General features: G+C 52.6%; 14 protein-coding genes. 1 reads left to right on the top strand and 13 read right to left on the bottom strand.

What is annotated here, in order from left to right:
• Nucleotides 1–398: 398 nt before the first annotated feature.
• Nucleotides 399–2,111 (bottom strand): aryl-sulfate sulfotransferase, encoded by a 1,713-nt coding sequence (locus FYJ52_RS06745; protein WP_154576463.1) that lies wholly within the window; start codon nt 2,109–2,111, stop codon nt 399–401.
• A gap of 378 nt (nt 2,112–2,489) precedes the next feature.
• Between FYJ52_RS06745 and FYJ52_RS06740 the strand changes: the two genes are divergently transcribed.
• The gene (locus tag FYJ52_RS06740; protein ID WP_154576462.1) at nt 2,490–3,164 is read left to right on the top strand and encodes a TIGR00266 family protein; all 675 of its coding nucleotides are present in this window, start codon (nt 2,490–2,492) and stop codon (nt 3,162–3,164) included.
• Between the two features lie 176 nt (nt 3,165–3,340).
• Here the strand turns inward: FYJ52_RS06740 and gltA are convergent, their stop codons facing one another.
• The 12 genes from gltA to FYJ52_RS06680 form a co-directional block, all read right to left on the bottom strand.
• Nucleotides 3,341–4,726, bottom strand: a complete 1,386-nt coding sequence (gene gltA, locus FYJ52_RS06735) for an NADPH-dependent glutamate synthase (protein ID WP_154576461.1) — start codon at nt 4,724–4,726, stop codon at nt 3,341–3,343.
• Nucleotides 4,726–5,613, bottom strand: coding sequence for a sulfide/dihydroorotate dehydrogenase-like FAD/NAD-binding protein (locus tag FYJ52_RS06730; RefSeq protein WP_154576460.1), 888 nt, complete (start codon nt 5,611–5,613; stop codon nt 4,726–4,728). The genes gltA and FYJ52_RS06730 overlap by 1 nt, the downstream gene beginning before the upstream one ends.
• A 78-nt stretch (nt 5,614–5,691) precedes the next feature.
• On the bottom strand, nt 5,692–6,183 hold the full coding sequence (gene ilvN, locus FYJ52_RS06725; protein WP_154576459.1) for an acetolactate synthase small subunit: 492 nt from the start codon (nt 6,181–6,183) through the stop codon (nt 5,692–5,694).
• 14 nt (nt 6,184–6,197) lie between these two features.
• Complete coding sequence (ilvB, locus tag FYJ52_RS06720; RefSeq protein WP_154576458.1) at nt 6,198–7,841, bottom strand: biosynthetic-type acetolactate synthase large subunit; 1,644 nt, start codon at nt 7,839–7,841, stop codon at nt 6,198–6,200.
• A 1-nt stretch (nt 7,842) separates the two neighbouring features.
• Nucleotides 7,843–9,027, bottom strand: coding sequence for a DUF362 domain-containing protein (locus FYJ52_RS06715; RefSeq protein ID WP_154576457.1), 1,185 nt, complete (start codon nt 9,025–9,027; stop codon nt 7,843–7,845).
• Nucleotides 9,028–9,046: 19 nt separating this feature from the next.
• A complete protein-coding gene (locus tag FYJ52_RS06710) occupies nt 9,047–9,910 on the bottom strand; it encodes a CvfB family protein (protein WP_154576456.1) in 864 nt (287 codons plus the stop codon).
• Between the two features lie 32 nt (nt 9,911–9,942).
• Nucleotides 9,943–10,392, bottom strand: coding sequence for a hypothetical protein (locus FYJ52_RS06705; protein WP_235901558.1), 450 nt, complete (start codon nt 10,390–10,392; stop codon nt 9,943–9,945).
• The gene (coaD, locus tag FYJ52_RS06700; RefSeq protein WP_154576455.1) at nt 10,385–10,879 is read right to left on the bottom strand and encodes a pantetheine-phosphate adenylyltransferase; all 495 of its coding nucleotides are present in this window, start codon (nt 10,877–10,879) and stop codon (nt 10,385–10,387) included. Before coaD ends, FYJ52_RS06705 begins: the two co-directional genes overlap by 8 nt.
• The gene (rsmD, locus tag FYJ52_RS06695) at nt 10,848–11,465 is read right to left on the bottom strand and encodes a 16S rRNA (guanine(966)-N(2))-methyltransferase RsmD (RefSeq protein WP_154576454.1); all 618 of its coding nucleotides are present in this window, start codon (nt 11,463–11,465) and stop codon (nt 10,848–10,850) included. Before rsmD ends, coaD begins: the two co-directional genes overlap by 32 nt.
• Before the next feature lie 8 nt (nt 11,466–11,473).
• Nucleotides 11,474–13,528, bottom strand: a complete 2,055-nt coding sequence (gene recG, locus FYJ52_RS06690) for an ATP-dependent DNA helicase RecG (RefSeq protein WP_154576453.1) — start codon at nt 13,526–13,528, stop codon at nt 11,474–11,476.
• A 13-nt stretch (nt 13,529–13,541) separates the two neighbouring features.
• Nucleotides 13,542–15,173: a DAK2 domain-containing protein gene (locus FYJ52_RS06685; protein ID WP_154576452.1), complete on the bottom strand. Its 1,632-nt coding sequence runs from the start codon at nt 15,171–15,173 to the stop codon at nt 13,542–13,544.
• A gap of 16 nt (nt 15,174–15,189) precedes the next feature.
• Nucleotides 15,190–15,543, bottom strand: a complete 354-nt coding sequence (locus FYJ52_RS06680) for an Asp23/Gls24 family envelope stress response protein (protein ID WP_154576451.1) — start codon at nt 15,541–15,543, stop codon at nt 15,190–15,192.
• Between the last annotated feature and the right edge of the window lie 170 nt (nt 15,544–15,713).

Genomic DNA, 15,713 nt, shown 5'->3' with positions numbered 1-15,713 from the left:
GGTTTGTGTTTTCCAGGTTTTATGGTACTATTCTCTTTTCTATGACCTGCCGTCGCTTCAAGCGACAACTTCTTTATTATATCAGCTCACTTTGTTCTTGTCAAGAACTTTTTTGAAGTTTTTTGAATTTCTTTTTTGAAGATTTTCAAAAAACTTTCTCAGCAAACTGCGCTGAAACCCGCTTGTTTACTTGCTTTCGAGCTGTTAAGTTGTTGCTGTCTCTCGCGACAACGATATGTATTATACACGCATCCTCATTTCATGTCAACACCTTTTTGCAATTTTTTTAAATTATTTTTTCAACGTATTTTATTTCTGTTTTCTTCATCAAAATGGCCGGATCACGGAAAGGTTTTTTCCGAGACCCGGCTTTGCTCTTGGTGTGCGCTGCGTTCTTCTTATTTATTGAAATAGAACCCGTTAAAGTCGTATTTATACACGCGGTAGACCATGTACTTGTTCAGGCTGACCCTGTACTGCTGAATCAATTTGCCCGTACAGGTGTATTCGCCGAATATCCCTTGGAATCCTGAATCCATAATGATGTTGCCATCTTTCTTTTGAGCACTGGACACATGGGAGGAATACGGCACCTTGAATTTCGAGACCAATTTATACGTTCTCTTGTTTTCATCAACCTCGTATTCATAATAATAAGATGAGGCGCTGGCTTCTTCCTTATCTGTCATAATGAGATTGTTCTTCAACTGTACGCCATTTAATTGACTCCAGTTGAAAGTTGAATTGGTTTGAGATACGCCGAGATTATTATTGTACAGATAGATATGGTATACGCCATCCGTATCGCCTTTTTCGTAGGTGATGCTGTGCTGGCCGGTCGCCGAAACAAAGCTTCCGATTTTTTTCAGTACTTTGTCCGCATAGGGCGTATTTTTCCAGAGGTCTTTCGGTCCAATGAGGTAGTCAAGATTCGGAGAGGACTCAAAAAGATTTGACACCTTGATAACCGTCGACGTTTCACGGCTGGACAGCAGGTAAGTTTCATCCCCTAAATACTGAATTGTGTTGATGTGCATCCAATCCAGTCCGTAGGCCCCTTCTGCATTGTAGTCGCTCTTCGGCCGTGTGGTTGTCTTCTTGTAATCGCCGAGAATATCTCCCAAATCGACGACGTTCATAATTTTGCCGGTTTTCACGTTAATGCGCAGGATCAAATCTTCGCTCCGGCTCGTGGTGTAGCTGTTGGTTCTCAGCGATCCCAGGACAACCAGATTGCCGTCCTCGTCGAAGACATAATCGTGATGCAGCAGATATTTCCCGGTGAACAGCATTTTCTCGACCTGTCCCAAATCGTTCACGCCAGCGATTTTCGTCTGACTGACGCTGAAGTACATCAACCCGTCTTTAAACAGCAGGCGATGGGCGCGGTAGCCGATAATTGGAATTTCGCTGCGCAGGTGTCCGTTATTATCGTAATACGCGACGTAATCGATGCCGACGCTGTCGTTGCCGAGAATGGCGTAGAGTCCACTGGAAAGCTTCTGCCCCGAGGATTTGACTTTGGTCTTCGTGAGATTCACTTCCGTGTCGCTCAGGAGACTGCCGCATCTGTACTTAAAGGTTTTGACCGATTTGTTTCCATTTTTGTCTGTCGTCGTCACCGTGATGGTATTCGTCTGGTTTGGCGTCAGTCCGAGAATCGTAAATTCATGGGTCGTTAAATAATGCTTTTCCGCTGTTTTGGTAAAGTCTTTCACGCCAGACGCAGATACCGTATATTTGACGCTGGCCGCATCACTGGTCTTAAAGTAAACGTACAGTGAGGTGGTGTTGGTCCCGTAGGGGTTGTGCACCACCAGCGGATGGGACAGCGTGTAGCTGGTTTTCTTCTTCAGGCGGTTCAGATTCGCCTTAACCGACGTGCTGTAATCCGTCGTATAAATCTTTTGAATCATCTTTTTGACAGCCGACTGTGTCGCCTGACTGGACATCTGGTCGAAATTGCCGTTGACCAGCACCGTTTTGCCGTTGTCTGTAATGGCTTTTGTCGAGACGTCGTTTCGGCGGCTGTAGGCCTCTACGCCTAGAACGATGCTCAACACAGCCATCACGGCGACAAAAACGATCACAATAACAACAGAAAATCTCAATTAGCGCTTTCGATTTGGGGTTTTCTCTGAATGATGGGATGAGGGCTGTAACGATGTTTGAGTATTCATTGGATGCTCCTTTGTCGTGAAATATAAAATAAACATAAAAAGGCAGCATCACTTTAGCATTCGAAACCACAATGAATTCTGAATCAACGTCCTTGCTTTAGGTAAGCGTCAAGCCCTTTTAACGCTCACTTTTCGAATGCGAACATCGTACTAATTTCTGATCTTTTTCTTTAAAGCATCTCCTTAACTATTTATTTAATCCTTTTCATTTTTATCTTTATATGTTATAATTTCCTTACAGAATTTAATTGACTGTATAATTATTTCTGCTGCGGCTATCAGTATTCCTTGCCCTATGGAGGTAAAAAAATGAAATATAAAATCATCGGCGGCAATTTCCCAGCAGTGCGCTGCTTATTAGATCGGGGTGAAGCCATTATTTGCGAATCCGGCGGTATGTCCTGGAAAGATAGCAGTATCAAAATGGAAACGAAAGGCGGCGGCGCAGGCAAAATGTTCAAGCGGGCGTTTACCGGCGAGTCCATGTTTACGAACCGTTACGTTGCAGAAGCACCAGGCGAAATCGCCTTTGCCTCCTCTTTCCCCGGCGAAATCGTTGCGGTTAAACTCGACGGGTCAAAATCCATTGTTGCTCAGAAATCGGCCTTCCTCGCGTCAGAAGAAGGGGTTCAGATGGATATCTTTTTCCAGAAGAAACTGGGCTCTGGCTTTTTCGGCGGTGAAGGTTTTATCATGCAGAAATTTTCTGGAACCGGGATGGTCTTTTTAGAAGTGGATGGCGCGACGGTTACCTACGAATTAGGACCTGGAGAAAGCAAATCCATGGACACCGGCCACCTGGTCATCATGGAAGACACCTGTACAATGGATATCGAACGTATCAAGGGGTTTAAAAATGTGCTCCTCGGCGGCGAAGGCCTGTTCAATACCGTCGTAAAAGGTCCGGGCAAGATTGTGATTCAAACCATGCCGATCGCCAAAACAGCCCAGGTGCTCGGCACATATATCCCTAAAGATAAATAGACGGCCTTTCAATTCAAGCGGCTTCGGCCGCTTTTTTATCGCTTAAATGCCACGATTTCCCTTTCTACATCTTCTTCATCGTCTCCGGCGCCAATGTTGCGGAATCGCCGCATTTTGACGCAAAAAAGACCAGAGCAGCTATGCTCTGGTCTTTCGTTTTACTGGCAATCTTTAACTCAGTCTAAAGTCTTTAAATACGCATCAATGGAAGCAGCGGCTTTCTTGCCGGCACCCATTGCGAGGATAACCGTTGCCGCGCCTGAAACCGCGTCCCCGCCGGCGAAAATGCCCTTGCGGGAGGTCGCCCCCTCATCGTCTGCGACAATGCACTGCCATTTATTGACGTCCAATCCTTCCGTTGTCGAGGAGATCAACGGGTTTGGCGATGTGCCGAGGGCCATGATGACCGTGTCGGCATCGATATCGTATTCGCTGCCCGGGATTTCAATCGGACGGCGGCGGCCGGAGTCGTCGGGTTCGCCAAGTTCCATTTTGATCACGCGGATCCCCTTGACCCAGTCTTCATCATCGACGAGGATTTCAACCGGGTTGGTCAGAAGATGGAATTGAATGCCTTCTTCTTTGGCGTGGTGGACTTCTTCAGCACGCGCTGGCAATTCCGCTTCGCTTCTGCGGTACACAATATGTGTATCCGCGCCGAGGCGCAGCGCCGTTCTCGCCGCATCCATAGCGACGTTGCCGCCGCCAACCACAACGACCTTCTTGCCTCTGTGAATCGGCGTATCGTAGCCCTTGAACGCCTTCATCAAATTGTTGCGGGTCAAATATTCGTTGGCGGAGTACACGCCGTTGGCCTGTTCACCAGGAATATTCATAAACCGCGGAAGCCCGGCGCCGGATCCGATAAAGACGGCGTCAAATCCTTCTTCGTCGAGCAATTCATCGATTGTCACGGATTTGCCGATGACGACGTCCGTTTCGATCTTAACGCCGAGGCGTTTGACGTTTTCCACTTCCTTGGCGACGACTTTTTCTTTCGGCAGACGGAATTCCGGAATGCCGTACACCAGCACGCCGCCCGCTTCGTGGAGGGCTTCAAAAATGGTCACGTCGTGGCCTTTCTTCGCCAATTCCGACGCACAGGTCAGCCCAGCAGGGCCCGCACCGATGACAGCAACCTTCTTGCCCGTCGAGAAATCCGGTTTTTCCGGCACGATATGGTGTTCCCGTGCCCAGTCGGCGACAAAGCGTTCCAGTTTGCCAATGGCGATCGCTTCGCCCTTGATCCCCATGACACACGGCCCTTCACACTGGGTTTCCTGCGGGCAGACACGGCCGCAGACTGCCGGCAGCAATGACGATTCCTGAATCGTCTTGAACGCCTCTTCAAACTGGCGTTCGCTGACGAAGTGGATAAACTTCGGGATATTGATCGAGACTGGGCAGCCGCCGACACATCTCGGATTTTTACAATTCAGGCAGCGTTTGGCTTCTGCCACTGCTTCTTCTTCATTGTAGCCGTAGGAAACTTCTTCAAAGTTTGCCGCTCTGACCTTCGGTTCCTGTTCGCGAACCGGAACGCGCTTCATTGCTCTCGCCATTATTCGTCACCTCCGCATACGCCGCAGCCCCCGTGATGGGTGTCGCCTTCTTCAAACGCCAATAATGCTCTACCTTCTTCTGTCTTGTACTGGGCCTGGCGCTTCATCGCCAAATCGAAATCGACCTTGTGGCCGTCAAATTCCGGTCCGTCGACGCATGCAAATTTGACTTCGCCGCCGACAATCAAACGGCAGGCGCCGCACATCCCAGTTCCGTCGACCATGATCGGGTTCATGCTGACGATGGTCGGAATGCCGAGCTTCTTCGTGGTCAGGCAGCAGAATTTCATCATGATCATGGGCCCGATGCACACACAGACATCCCAGGTCTTGCCTTCAGCCGCGAGATCTTCGATGACTTTCGTCACCATGCCGCTTCTGCCGTAGCTGCCGTCATCCGTCGTGACGTAAAGCTGGCCGGCGACCGCCTTCATTTCGTCTTCAAGAATAACTAAATCCTTGGTCTTTGCACCGACGATGACGTCCACGTCGATGCCGTGTTCGTGCATCCATTTCACCTGGGGATAAACCGGCGCTGTGCCGAGTCCGCCGCCGACAAAAAGAATCTTCTTCTTTTTCAATTCGTCAATGGGCGTTTTAACGAGTTCCGACGGATTGCCCAGCGGACCGACAACGTCCATAAACGCGTCTCCGGTTTGAAGCTCAGCCATCCGATAAGTGCCGGCGCCGACGGTCTGGGTGACGATGGTCACTGTGCCGGCTTCCCGGTCATAGTCGCAAATGGTCATCGGCAGACGTTCGCCCCTTTCATCTTCGCGGACAATCAGAAACTGCCCGGGCAGACAATGTTTGGCGACCCACGGTGCCTCCACATCCATACGGACAATGTTGTCGGCCAAATGTTTAGCCTCTACGATACGATACATATTTCCTCCTCTTTCACAATGTGAATCTATTATTAAACGCAGACGGCCCAGCCGCCTTGCCGTTTAACCGATCATTTACTACGCGTTTTGGCGGCCCCGTTGAAGGCCGGTGACCCCGCTGCGCACAAATTCGATGATGCCGTAAGGTTCAATCATATTCATGAACGCCTTGGTCTTCGACGTCGTTCCGGTAATTTGGAGAATCAAGCTGTCCTTGCTCACGTCAATTACGTGAGCCCGGAATAAATTGGAAATCTCCACAATGTTGGAACGGGTCCGCCCGTCGGCCTTCACCTTGATGAAGACCAATTCTCTGGCGATAGCGCTTTCCTTCTTCAGCTCCGTCACTTTGATGACATTGATCAGCTTATTCAGCTGCTTCTTAATTTGTTCAAGGGTCTGTTCGTCGGCCGTGACCACCATCGTGATCCGCGAAATGTCTTCATCCTCTGTCATGCCAACGGTCAGGCTGTCAATATTGTAGCCTCGGCGGGCAAACAGCGCGGAAATGCGGGTCAGCACCCCGAATTTATTTTCGACGATCAGCGATAAACAATGTTTTTCTTCCATTTGGCGGTCCTCCTTTAAAACCGAATGAAGTCCGGATCAACCGTGCACTCGACAAGGGTCGGACCTGGCTGTTTGAGTGCCTCCGTCATGGCCTGGCGCGCCGCTTCGTCCGTCGTGGCACGGTAAGCCTTAAAGCCGTAAACTTCAGCCAATTCTACAAAGGGCACATTGAAATTAATATCGGTCCCCGAATAATGGTGTTTCGCGCCGTAATTGTCGTGCTGCTGCTGGCGCACCATCCCGAGCTTGCCGTTGTTCATCACCACCAGCTTCAAGGGCAGCTGATGCTCCGCGATGACGCCGAGCTCGCCCATGGCCATCTGGAAGCTGCCGTCGCCGCAGACCGCAATGACGGTTTGCGGGTTTTCCCCGGCGCCGAAACACACGCCCGACGCCGCAGGAATGGCGTAGCCCATCGTGCCGAGGCCGCCGGAAGTCAAATATTTGCGATCGCCGCGAATCTGGAAATGAAGAGCCGCCCAAACCTGATTCAGCCCGACATCTGCCACAAGGGTCGTATCATCCGCCACGGTGTCGCTGAGCCATCTGAAAAAGTTGCGGGGATTGACACCGCCGAGGCTGGGATCCAAGTCATCATCCCGATGTTTGTCATGTTCAGCCGCAATCTCGTGGACTGTTTTCATCCATGCGGGATCAGCCGCCTGAATTTCATGCTCGAGAATTTCCGACAGCACGGTTTTGGCATCGCCGACCACCGGAATATTCGTATCGTTGACGTTCTTGCCGATTTCTGCAGGGTCGATATCAATGTGAATCATTTCTTTCTGGTTGAGCACGGCCGTCGACGTGCCGCGGTTGCTCATTCGCGCGCCGACGCAGAGGGCCATATCGGCCATCTTCACGATCTGGTCTGTTTCCGGATAGCCGTGGCTGCCCCAGATGCCCGCGTACAGCGGATGATCTTGCGGGAAAGCGCCGATGCCCATAAAGCTCGTCACTACCGGCGCCTGCATCGCTTCCGCCAGACGCACCAGTTCGTCCCGGGCGCCGCTTAACGTCACGCCGCCGCCCGCGTAAATCATAGGGCGCTTGCTTTGCTTAATTTTTCTGAGCACCCGCTTGATTTGTCCGGTATGCCCTTCATACGTCGGCTTGTACCCTGGAATATCGAGGGTTTTGATGCGCGGCGGCAGGTGGCGTAAATTTTCCATCTGAACATCTCTGGGGATGTCGATGAGCACCGGACCCGGACGACCGGTCGAGGCGATGTAAAACGCTTCCTTGACCACCCGCGGAATATCTTTCGGATTCTTGACCAGATACGAATGCTTGACAAAGGGCAGGGTCGCGCCGAAAATGTCGGCTTCCTGAAACGCGTCTGTTCCAATCAAATCGCGGTTGACCTGCCCGGTAATGGCGACGATCGGAATCGAATCCAGATAAGCCGTCGCGATACCCGTGATCAAATTCGTCGCTCCCGGGCCGGACGTCGCCAAACACACGCCGACTTTTCCCGTTTCTCTGGCGTAACCATTGGCGTAATGCGGCGCAGCCTGTTCATTTCGAACCAATATGTGTTCAATTTTCGAATCTATCATCGCGTCGTAAATCGGCAGCAGCGCCCCACCCGGGTAGCCGAAAATCATTTCGACGCCTTCTTCTTCCAAACATTTAAATAATAATTTTGAAGCTAACATCCTACCTCCTTTTTCCCTGTGATGACCGATAGATGAAAAGTCGTCCCAAAAACGGGGTCTTGACATAAATCGCCTCGTGGGGACACATCTCCTGACAGCAGTAACAGCGGATGCATTGTTTGTATTGATACCGGGGCACGTGGCCCTTTCCCTTTTGATCGAGCACCAGCGCCTTCGGGTCCTGCGGGCAGCTGTCGACGCACACGCCGCAGCCAACGCAGCGGCTAGCATCGATGACCGGCTTGCGGGTAATGACGTTGCGCACTCGGCTGAGCGCGCTCAACCCGATCATGTTTTCATCCGCAACCGGCAGCCGTTCCACATTAAAATCGGGATTGACAAGGGTATGCCAGTCCTCTCCGACGTAGTCGATCTCTTCCTCGCGCCAATGGCCAAGGCCCATCCTTTCGCCTTCCACAACGGTCGGCAGATAAGCCGGATCGAGATCCACCAGCCGCGCAAAAGTCGCGTCCACCGCCACAGGATCCGCCGAAAAAATCAGCACGTGCATCGGAACTGGATCGCCATTGCCCGGACCGTTACCCTCCATCGCCGTGATCCCGTCCATGACGTAAAGCCGCGGGGCCACCAGCTTATTCAAATCGATGAGCATCCTCGAAAAAGCGTGCGCTTCAGGAAACCGCGCGTGGCTCGCACTCTTGTTTAGGCCGTAGACACAGCCAAAGGTGTTTTTCACCGCGCCGGTGAGCCGGGTCAGGCGGTGGGTCTTCATCTTACAGATATTGATCACGGCGTCCGCTTCCTGAACCCCTGCGGCGATTTCAAACTGCTTGGTTTGTTCGCCCGCCGGAAAATCGACCGTGCTGCCGGTATTAAATTCTGCCAGCGGTATGCGGTGGCGGGCCGCCGCCGCGGCAATGCCGGACCGGTCCGCGACATTTTCCGGATTGCCCCGCCCCGGCGAATCACCGTAGGTCAGTTTGCCGCATCCTACCTGTTCCAACGCGTCGATCACACCTTCAAAAACCGCCGGATGGGTCGTGCACGCCGCCTCTGGTCCTTTGCCCCGGAGCAGATTGGGCTTGAGCAGAATTTTTTCTTCCGGCGAAACGAAAGCGGTGATCCCGCCGAGAAGGTCCAGCCCTCTCGCGACACACCGCCGAACCTCTTCAGGATCGTAGGACGCGCAGCGAATCACTGCGACCTTGGATGGTTTTTCCTGCATTGCATTCCTCCGCTTTTCCTTACAGCAAATGAATGCCGTCTTTTTCGATGCGCAGCTTGCCGCGCTTCTGTAAATGGCCGATGGCCCGCTTAAAAGCGCCCTTGCTCAGTCCAAATTCCTTACCGATGACAGCCGGCGGCGTTTTGTCGCCGTAGGGCAGAAATCCGCCTGCCGCCTTGAGTTTTCGCAGCACGACGGTACCGTCTGTGTTGATCATTTTATAGCCCTGCTTGTGCGGGCTCAAAACGAGCCGGTGATCGCGGCTGCGCACCTGCGAGACCCGCGCCCGGACGTGGCTTGCAATGTGAATGTCCCGGTTTAAATCCTGTCTGGGAATCAGACCGTGATATTGATAGTCGACCGCGACAAAGGCACCGACATTCGGATTGATGTTGTAGACGTAGCCGTGCACCCAATCGCCAACCTTGTACGGCGCGTCTGCTTTCAGCCGTTCGTACACCTTCATCGTCGCGCAGGGCCGGCCGGTCTTGTCGAGATAAAGCGCAACGAGATATTCCTTGCCGATCTGCACCCGTACGGTCTGTTCGTGAAAAGGCAGGAGCAGATCCTTTTCCAGACCCCAGTCGAGAAAGGCGCCGATTTTCGTCACCGAAACCACGGTGAGCGGGCGTATCTGCCCCATTTCGATTTTAGGCGCCCGAGTCGTCGCAATCGGCCGGTCCTCCGAGTCGAGGTAGACGAAAACCGAAAGGGTGTCGCCGTCAGCGAGGCCGCTGCCGCCTTCCTTTTTCGGCAGCAGCACCGTCCCGGCTTCCGGATGCGCCGGATCGGCCAAAAACGCGCCGATCTTCGACATGTGGTCGACTTGAAGGGTCTGCGTCTGCCCAATCTTAAAGGGTGAATGAGAATGATTCGCTTCCATACTTTATTTTAGTCCCCGTTTGTCCGAATCCTTTACTGGAGATCCCGGATTTCTTTCCGATTCTCGCCAATTGTACTGCTGAGCTGGCCCAATTGCTCCTGAAGCTTGGACAAAATGTTGTCTGCGTAATGCTGCGTGCCCGTGCGGATTTCCTTCGCCTGCGCCTGCGCCGCTTTGATGATCGCTTCAGCCTGAACCTGTGCCTGATGGGTCACTTCATTCTTATCGATCATCGCCTTCATTTGTTTGGATGCATTTTCCCGAGTCTGGTCTGCCTGTTGCTGCGCTTCGAACAAAATCTGTTTCTTGTTCGCGACAATCTGCCTCGATTCCTCCAGCTCAGCCGGCAAAATTTCCTTAAGCTCTTCGATGATTTCGATCGCTTCCTCTGGATTGATCATCGCCTTCGACGAAAAGGGCACGGCATTGCCCCGGTCGATCAGCTCTTCCAACTCCTTGATTAGCGCCATTGTTTTATCCATTGTTATTCTGCTCCTCCTGACGTTGGCGGACGGCCTTAAGCACCGGCTCTGGAACCAAACCGTCAAGGTTGCCCCCGAAGGTCATGAGCTCCCGAATCGCCGACGAGCTGAGCACCGAATACCGATTGTCTGAAATCAGGTATACCGTCTCGATCTCCGGCGCCAGCCGTTTATTAAAATAATCCATCTGGCCTTCGTATTCGAAATCCGCCGTGTTGCGCAGTCCTTTGATTACCATCGACGCGCCGATCTCCTTCGCATAATCCGTCAGCAGTCCGGCGTAGGTGTCGATCACCACGTGATCAAATTCTGCGGTGCTCTCGCGAAGAAGATTGAGCCGCTCTTCTGTGGAAAACCAGCAATGCTTTTTCGGATTCTTCAAAATACAGACGTGCAATTCGTCGGCGACGGCCGACGCCCGGCGGATGATGTCAATATGGCCCATTGTCACCGGATCAAAACTGCCCGGATATACGGCAATTCGCATCGCGCTGCGCCTCCTTTTCGTTTTCAGACGGCGTAAAGCGGTAAAAATCGACTGCTGTAATGCCGTAAGTTTTATGCTTGATTTGGGTAAAATATCCCATAGTTAAGGGCATTATAACAGATTTCTCATGTTCAATCATCAAGATTCCGCCGGAATTCACAATTTTTTTCCGAGAGATCCGCTCCGCCAGTTTGACCGGGGCTTCCGTCATACGGTAAGGCGGATCCATAAAAATCAGGTCGGCCCGAACGCCAGCTGCCGCCAGCTGGTCAAGCCCCCGGTCTGCAGGTCCTTCGACGATGTGAGCGCGATCTGTATAATGCGCCTTTTCGACATTTTTCTGAATGAGCTGAATGCTCGCCCGGGCGCTGTCAAATATCCACGCCGTTTCGACGCCGCGGCTCAATGCTTCGAGGGCCATCGCGCCGGTACCGCCGAAACAGTCGACGAAAACTGCCGCGTTCCGCACGTCCCACTGAATCGCGTTGAAAATCGCAGCCTTAACCTTGTCTGTCGTCGGCCGGACGTCCCGGCCTTTGGGTTCGATCAGCTTCATGCCGCGGCGTTCGCCGCCTGTAATTCTCATGCTGCCTCCTAATTCATCGAAATCTTGCCCACACCTTGATCAAAGGCATTGGACAGGGCCGAAACGCAGCGCATATCTGCCGCTTTTGGCGATTGCATCAGCGCAAGGGCCACGTCTTTTGTTTCGGCGATCAGCCCGCTGTCCGCTGCCGGATCCAGAGCCGAAAGACTCGGCAGGCCGTGCTGGCGGGTGCCCAGCACATCGCCCGGTCCCCGCAATCTGAAATCCGCCTCGGCAATTTCCCGTCCGTCGTGATGGTTGACGATCACCTTCATCCGTTCGACCGTCTTCTCGCCCAAATTGTTGGAAATAAGAAAACAATACGCCTGCTGACCGCCGCGGCCGACCCGGCCCCGCAGCTGATGCAGCTGGGACAGGCCAAACCGATCAGCGCTCATCACCGCCATCACCGTCAGATTCGGCACGTCGATACCCACCTCGACAATGCTCGTCGCCACCAGCAGGTCGAGGTCACCGTCATTGAACCGATCGATGACCGCCTGTTTGTCTGCCGCGGCCATCTTCCCGTGCAGACAGCCGACGCGGTACAGCCCTTTGTAATACTGCTGCACCGACTTGTAAACGCTCTGGGTGTCCCGGACGCCTTCCATCTCGGCCGAATCGTCGATAAACGGGCAGACAATCAAACACTGCCGCCCTTCAGACATCGACTTGGCCATAAAGGTTAAAATTTTCGACATGGCCTTCTCGGTATAAAAATACGTCTTGACCGGCTTGCGTCCTTCGGGCATCGTGTCGATCACCGAAAGATCCAAATCGCCGTAGAGCACCAGCGCCAGCGTCCGCGGAATCGGCGTCGCGCTCATGACAAGCATGTGCGGCCGCTCCCCTTTATCCGCGAAAACACCCCGCTGATGGACACCGAAACGATGCTGTTCGTCTGTGATCACCATACCCAAGTTGTAATACCGTACATCCTTCTGAAACAAAGCGTGTGTCCCGATAATGACCTGCGCCTCGCCGCTTTCAATGTGGGCCAGCGCATTGGCCCGTTCCTTTTCTTTCATGCTGCCGGTGATCAGCGTCACGGCAATGCCGTAGGGCGCCAGAAACGCGTCAAAATTTTTGGCATGCTGGCGGGCCAGGATTTCGGTCGGCGCCATGTAGGCGCATTGATAACCGCCAAGGGCCATCCAGTAGGCGCACGCCACCGCAATGATGGTTTTGCCGCTGCCAACGTCGCCCTGGACCAGCCGGTTCATCACCTTGCCGCTCAAAAGATCCGCCTCAATTTCCGACAATACCTTTTTCTGCCCCGCCGTCAGGGCAAAGGGCAGACCATTCTCAAATCGCGTGATCGACGCCAGATGGTAAAGATGGACGTTCGACATCTCTCCAGCGACGCGGTTTTTCATAATGCCGATGTTGATCTTCAGCGCTTCCTCAAATTTCATCCGCCGTTTGCCCCGTTCGACGTCCGCGGCCGTTTTGGGCAGATGTAAATCGTCAAGCATGGCTTCCGCGCTTTCTAAGTCGTACTTTTTCCGCAGCCAGTCCGGCAATATTTCTGGAACGTCGAGCGCGTCGGATTGATTTTTCGGCTTAAGAATCCGGCTGACAATTTTGTGTACGCCCTCGCTGCCGAGTCCGCTGATTTTGCTGTAAATCGGCGTTAAATCGAAAAAACTTCCCGGTTTGTCTACGGGTACAAATTGCGGATTCGCCATCACAGGCATCCCCTTGCTCTCATCGATTTTGCCGAAAAAATAATACCACTGGTCTTCCTCAAGCCGATCGCTCAGCCACGGCTGATTGAAGACGGTCACCCGCCCACGATGGCCGTCATCGTCCTCGATGTCACAATGAAAAAGGGACAGATTCCGCCTGATATGCCGGACTGTCCCTTTTTTCGTAATCACTGCTTCAACCGTCACCGGTTGGTCTGTCTGTGCCGTTAACGCGGACCGCTTGGAGCGGTCGACGTAAGCTTTCGGTAAGTGTGCGAGGAAATGACCGACGGTTTCGATCCCTTCGGCGCGAAGGGCCGTTTCCCGCTTCGGGCCGATTCCAGGAACCTTCCGAATGGCATCCTCTAATTTCATCGGATCCAGACCTTTACTCGACGGAAAGGATGTAGTAGTACAGCGGCTGGGCGCCTTCGCTCACTTCCACATCGCAGTCTTCGTATTTTTCTTCAATCGCGTCGACCAGGTCGGTCGTGTCTTCTTCCTTTAAACCGTTGCCGTAATAAATAGAAATCAATTCGCTTTCCGGTTCCATTAAGCTGTCGATCAATTTGGCCGTCACGTCGCTGACGTCCTTGCCGACCGTTTGAATCTTGCCGCCACTGATTCCCATGATATCGCCCTTGTTGATGACTTGGCCGTCAATCTTCGTGTCCCGCACCGCGTAGGTGACTTCGCCGGTCTTGACCGTACCCAAGACGTCGGTCATCGCCTTTTCGTTTGCCTCGCAGTCCACATCAGGATCAAAGCTCAGCATCGCGGTGATACACTGCGGAATGGTCTTAGAGGGAATCACGCGGACGTCTTTTTCGGACATCGTCGCCGCTTGGTTGGCCGCGAGGATGATGTTGCCGTTATTCGGGAATAAGAAAATATGATCCGCGTTGATTTTGTCAATTTCAGCGGTGAAATCCTCGGTGCTCGGATTCATGGTCTGACCGCCGGAAATAATGCGGGTCACGCCGAGCTCTTTAAAGATTTCAGAGAGGCCATCTCCCGGAGAAACCGCCACAAAGCCGTAAGGCACAGGATCGCCGGCCGGTTCGGCTTCCTCTTCGCTGTCGTCGTCGGAAACGCCGAGCATTTCACGCATATTGTCAACCTTCATCCGAGTCAGAGCGCCCATGGTTAACGCCTTTTCAAAGGCCTGCCCCGGGTGGTCCGTGTGGACGTGGACTTTAATTAAATCGTCGTCCTTGATGACGAGAACACAGTCCCCGATGGTGGAGAGGTAATCCCGCAGGGCGTTTTCGTCTGCGTTTTCCGCGTGTTTGATGATGAATTCCGTACAGTAGCCGAAAGTGATATCCTCCGGTTTCATGTTGGAGTCGTCGACAAAACGTTCGCGGTCTGAAATTTTCGGCTTCGCTGCCTGTTCCAACTCTTCGCCGGCAAGGCCTTTCACAGCCCCTTCGACAATGTAGATCAGCCCCTGCCCGCCGGAGTCGACGACGCCGGCTTCCTTGAGCACCGGCAGCATCTCCGGCGTTCTGGAAAGCGCATCCTGCCCTTGCTTGAGCACATCGGTCAGGAAGGCGAGCATATCCGTGTATTCCGCTTCGTGCGCCTGAGCAAATTCAGCCATTTCCCGGGCGACTGTCAAAATCGTCCCTTCCGTCGGTTTCATGACCGCCTTGTAAGCCGTGTCTGCTGCGGCCTTAATGCCGTCAGCCGCGGCTTTAATATCGAGGACTTGTTTGCCCTTGTTGGCTTTCGCCAGGCCCCGGAGCAGCTGAGACAGAATAACCCCGGAGTTTCCTCTGGCGCCAAACAGCGCGCCGCTGGACGCGGTCTTCGAAACGGCGTAGAGTTCGTCGTTTTTCAGTTTATCCAATTCCCGTATCGAATTGGCAAAAGTCATGCTCATGTTGGTTCCGGTGTCGCCGTCCGGAACCGGGAACACGTTCAATTCATCGACATTGCTTTTATAAGTTTCAAGATTCTGGGCCCCGAACTCGAACATTTTTCGCAGCATCGTGCCGTCAATCTTTTGAATTTCCATTCGTTCCTCCAGAAATTTATGCTCTGACACTGACGACGTTCACCGTCACGCGTTTGACCTTCATCGAGGTCTGACGTTCAACCTGATATTTAACCGCTGAGATGATATTTTCAGCGACTACTGAAATTTTGATCACCTGTTCGACGATCACATAAAGATCGATGATCAGCTTGCCGTCGTCGTCAATGACGACGCTGACGCCCTTGCTCGAGCGTTCCCGCGTCAAGAGTTCGATCAGCCCGTCTGTGCCGCGCTGATGTGCCATCCCAACCAATCCATAGCACTGCATCGCTGTATCGGCTGCGATATCGGCAATGGCTTTTCTGGAAATTTCAATTCGACCCAAATCATTTTCCAACTTCAACTTCATTGTCGTCTCCTTTATATCGAAACGTTTATTAATGCGCCTTTTAGACGCAAGTATCCAATTTTAATGATCTTGAATTATAGATAAATTTATTTTAACGCTTAAGGCCCATAAAGTCAAAATAAAGTGAAAAACTTATTGCAAACTTTTAAAACCCTGTGTTATAATACTTT

The organism is Pseudoramibacter porci, assembly GCF_009696145.1.
In the GTDB taxonomy this organism is placed as follows: domain Bacteria; phylum Bacillota; class Clostridia; order Eubacteriales; family Eubacteriaceae; genus Pseudoramibacter; species Pseudoramibacter porci.
Note: the sequence above shows the minus strand (reverse complement) of the source record. Positions and strands in the feature narration are given on the sequence as shown.